The 3078-nt window shown below is 71.7% G+C and carries 3 protein-coding genes and 1 pseudogene; 3 read left to right on the top strand and 1 reads right to left on the bottom strand.

Going from position 1 to position 3078, the window contains the following annotated elements; genetic code table 11:
• The first annotated feature begins 443 nt into the window (after positions 1 to 443).
• The 3 genes from flgG to flgH are packed head-to-tail and all read left to right on the top strand — an operon-like array spanning position 444 to position 2748.
• Positions 444 to 1229 carry a flagellar basal-body rod protein FlgG gene (gene flgG, locus U1T56_RS23960; protein ID WP_418162014.1) on the top strand — a complete coding sequence of 262 codons (786 nt, stop codon included), beginning with the start codon at positions 444 to 446 and terminating at the stop codon, positions 1227 to 1229.
• 11 nt (positions 1230 to 1240) lie between these two features.
• A complete protein-coding gene (gene flgA / locus U1T56_RS23955; RefSeq protein ID WP_418162013.1) occupies positions 1241 to 1987 on the top strand; it encodes a flagellar basal body P-ring formation chaperone FlgA in 747 nt (248 codons plus the stop codon).
• Positions 1984 to 2748: a flagellar basal body L-ring protein FlgH gene (gene flgH / locus U1T56_RS23950; protein WP_418162012.1), complete on the top strand. Its 765-nt coding sequence runs from the start codon at positions 1984 to 1986 to the stop codon at positions 2746 to 2748. The genes flgA and flgH overlap by 4 nt, the downstream gene beginning before the upstream one ends.
• A 103-nt stretch (positions 2749 to 2851) precedes the next feature.
• Here the strand turns inward: flgH and U1T56_RS23945 are convergent.
• Positions 2852 to 3078: pseudogene (locus U1T56_RS23945) on the bottom strand (IS3 family transposase); the annotation flags it as partial.

Raw genomic sequence — 3078 nt, 5'->3', positions numbered from 1 at the left:
GTCGGCCGGCGCCGCCGCGCCGGCACCGGCCCGGCCGCGTCTCGCCGGCCTGCCCCGCCGCCCGCGCGGTCCTTGACGGCACGCCCGGCAGCCGGCCTGCAGGATGAAGCCGCTCCTTGCCAGCCCGACGTGACCGCTGCGATGGATCTCCGGCTCGGCGGCGGCGCTGTCGCCGTCGGCCCGAACGATCCGTGTCGCAGCCCGAGAAGAACGCGCGGACCTGCCACGCCGCATGCAGGAAGCGGCGCCGCCGCAGCCGAAGCCGTCGTCGCGGCTGCTGCCGCGGTCGGTACCGCCGTCGGGCCGGGAGACCTTCGGGGTTCTCGCCACGGCCGGTCCACGGGAACGGCACCCCCGCGCGCCTTCCGGCCTCGCGCTGCGGCGGGGTTAACCTCATCGTAAGGAAAGGGCGCTAGACCGGAGGCGGAAGGAGAAAGCCGAGCATGCGTTCCCTGAGCGTCGCCGCTACCGGCATGATGGCCCAGCAGCTCAATGTCGAGGTCATCTCGAACAACATCGCCAACATGACCACCACCGGCTACAAGCGCCGCCGGGCGGAGTTCCAGGACCTGCTCTACCAGAGCCAGCGCCGGATCGGCTCTGCCTCCTCGTCGGAAGGAACGGTGGTGCCGGCCGGGGTGCAGCTCGGCCTCGGCGTCAAGACCGCCGCCGTCTACCCCGTCCACGACCAGGGCGACTTCGTCAACACCGAGAACGGTTTCGATCTCGCCGTGCAGGGCCAGGGCTATTTCGTCGTCGAGCTCCCCAACGGCGATCTGGCTTATACCCGCTCCGGCAGCTTCCAGCTCAGCCCCGACGGCCTCATCGTCACCGCCGACGGCTACACGGTGAGTCCCGGCATCACCGTGCCCAAGGACGCGATCGACGTCTCGATCAACCAGCAGGGGCTCGTGACCGCCAAGATCGCGGGCCAGGCCCAGCAGCAGCAGCTGGGCCAGCTCGAGCTCGCCACCTTCGTCAACGAGGCCGGCCTCGAGGCGATCGGCAGCAACCTCCTGCAGGAGACCGACGCTTCCGGGCCGGCGCTGGTCGGCCCCCCCGGCACGGAAGGGCTCGGCACGATCCAGCAGGGCTTCCTTGAGAGTTCGAACGTCAACCCCGTCCAGGAGATCACGGCGCTGATCGCGGCCCAGCGCGCCTACGACATGAACTCCAAGGTCATCTCCGCCTCCGACGAGATGATGGCCACGGTCACGCAGCTGCGCTGAGGCGGGCGGGAATGTGCCGGCTCCCCGTCTCGGGTCTCCTCGCGTTGGCATGGCTCTGCCTGGGGGCGGGCCGCCCGGGTGCCGCCGATACGGTACTCGCCCCCGGCGAGCCGCTCACGCCGGCCGTCATCGCCGATCTCGTCGGCGCCGCGCTTGCCGAGCGCGGCATCGCGGGCAGGCTCGCGGTCACGGTCGAGACCCCCGCCTCGCCGCTGCCCAATCGGGCCGCGGCACCGATGCGCATCGCCATCACCGACCTTCGCTACGAGGCGCGCACGGGCCGCTACGACGCCCGCCTCACGGCCCGTCTGCCGACGGGTCAGTCGGGCAGCGTGCGCAGCACCGGCCGGGCCGAGGAGCTGGTCGACGTGGCCGTCCTGAGTCGCCCCGTCGCCCGTGGCGAGATCATCGGCCCCGAGGATGTCGCCACGAAGCCTTTCGGCATCACGATGCTGGGGGCGGATGTCCTGCAGCGGCCGGAGGAGCTGGTCGGGATGCAGGCCATACGGCCGCTGTCCGCCGGGCGGGTCCTGCGCGTCCGCGATCTGGCGGCGCCGCTCCTCGTCAGACGCGGCGAGCCCGTCACCATCCTGTTCTCGCGCGGCGGGCTCGAGGTGACCGACGCCGGCGTGGCGCTGGATCAGGGCCGGCTGGGCGAGACGGTGCGGGTGCAGAACACGGGCAGCAGCGAGATCCGGCGCGCCGTGGTCGCAGGGCCGCGACGGGTCCAGGTGGGAATGCCGGGGCTGGCGCCATGATCGCCACGGTCCGCGTTTGGCTGCTCGTGGCGATGCTGCCGTCGCTCGCCGGATGCACCATCGCCGACCGGCTGGCGCAGGTCGGCAAGGCGCCGACCCTCTCGCCGATCGAGAACCCGGTCCGGGAGCCCGGCTATCGTCCGGTCTCCCTGCCCATGCCGGAGCCGGAGCCGCAGCCGAGTGCCGGGGCGAACTCGCTGTGGCGCTCGGGCGCCAAGGGCTTCTTTCGCGACCAGCGCGCCCGAAGGGTAGGGGACGTGCTCACGGTCCAGCTCAGCATCGCCGACAAGGCGGCTCTCTCGAACGAGAGCAGCCGGTCGCGCCAGAGTCGGGACCATCTCGGCATTCCGAGCTTCTTCGGGCTCGAGAACCTCGCCGTGAAGGCCTTGCCCGATACGAAGGACGGAACGCCCGTGGATCCCGCCGACTTCGTCAAGATGAGCGGGCAGAGCGCCAACGAAGGGCGCGGCGGCATCGCGCGATCGGAGACGATCAACACCGATATCGCCGCCGTCATCACGCAGGTGCTGCCGAACGGCAATCTCGTGATCCACGGCCGGCAGGAGATCCGGGTCAACTTCGAGCTGCGCGAGGTGGTGGTGGAGGGCATCGTCCGTCCGGAGGACATCACGCCCCGGAACACGATCGGTCACGACAAGATCGCGGAGCTCCGGGTCGCCTATGGCGGACGTGGCCAGATCACGGACGTCCAGCAGCCCCGTTACGGCGCACAGCTCTTGGACATCCTGCTGCCCTATTGAGAGCGCCCTGCCGCCCCGAAAATCGGGTGCCGTCACCAGCAGGCGGGACACCGGCAGGGGATTGAACCGCGCCGGGTTTGTCGGAGGCGGTTTCGTCTGGCGACTACGCCGCCGCGGCGGGCGCCGCCAGCCCGGCGCAAGAGCGTGCCTCGGCTTCCGTCGCCGGCACGTGGCCGATCGGCCCGGGCCGGCGGCGGTGGTCGAGCCGGTCGCCCCGGGCGAGGGTGGCGAGCTCGACCGCCGCCACGCCGCACCCAGGCCCGCACCGCCGCCCGACCGCGGTCTCGAACCGGCCATCGATCGGCTCGGCCGCGGCACGGCTGTCGCCGA

The organism is Benzoatithermus flavus (assembly GCF_037908215.1).
GTDB classification, from domain to species: Bacteria; Pseudomonadota; Alphaproteobacteria; order Geminicoccales; family Geminicoccaceae; genus Benzoatithermus; species Benzoatithermus flavus.
The sequence above is the reverse complement of the archived record's forward strand: the minus strand, read 5'-3'. Positions and strand labels throughout refer to the sequence as shown.

Coding starts and splice junctions, on each gene's coding strand:
- flgG (WP_418162014.1), top strand. CDS start 444: ATGCGTTCCCTGAGCGTCGCCGCTACCGGCATGATGGCCCAGCAGCTC.
- flgA (WP_418162013.1), top strand. CDS start 1,241: ATGTGCCGGCTCCCCGTCTCGGGTCTCCTCGCGTTGGCATGGCTCTGC.
- flgH (WP_418162012.1), top strand. CDS start 1,984: ATGATCGCCACGGTCCGCGTTTGGCTGCTCGTGGCGATGCTGCCGTCG.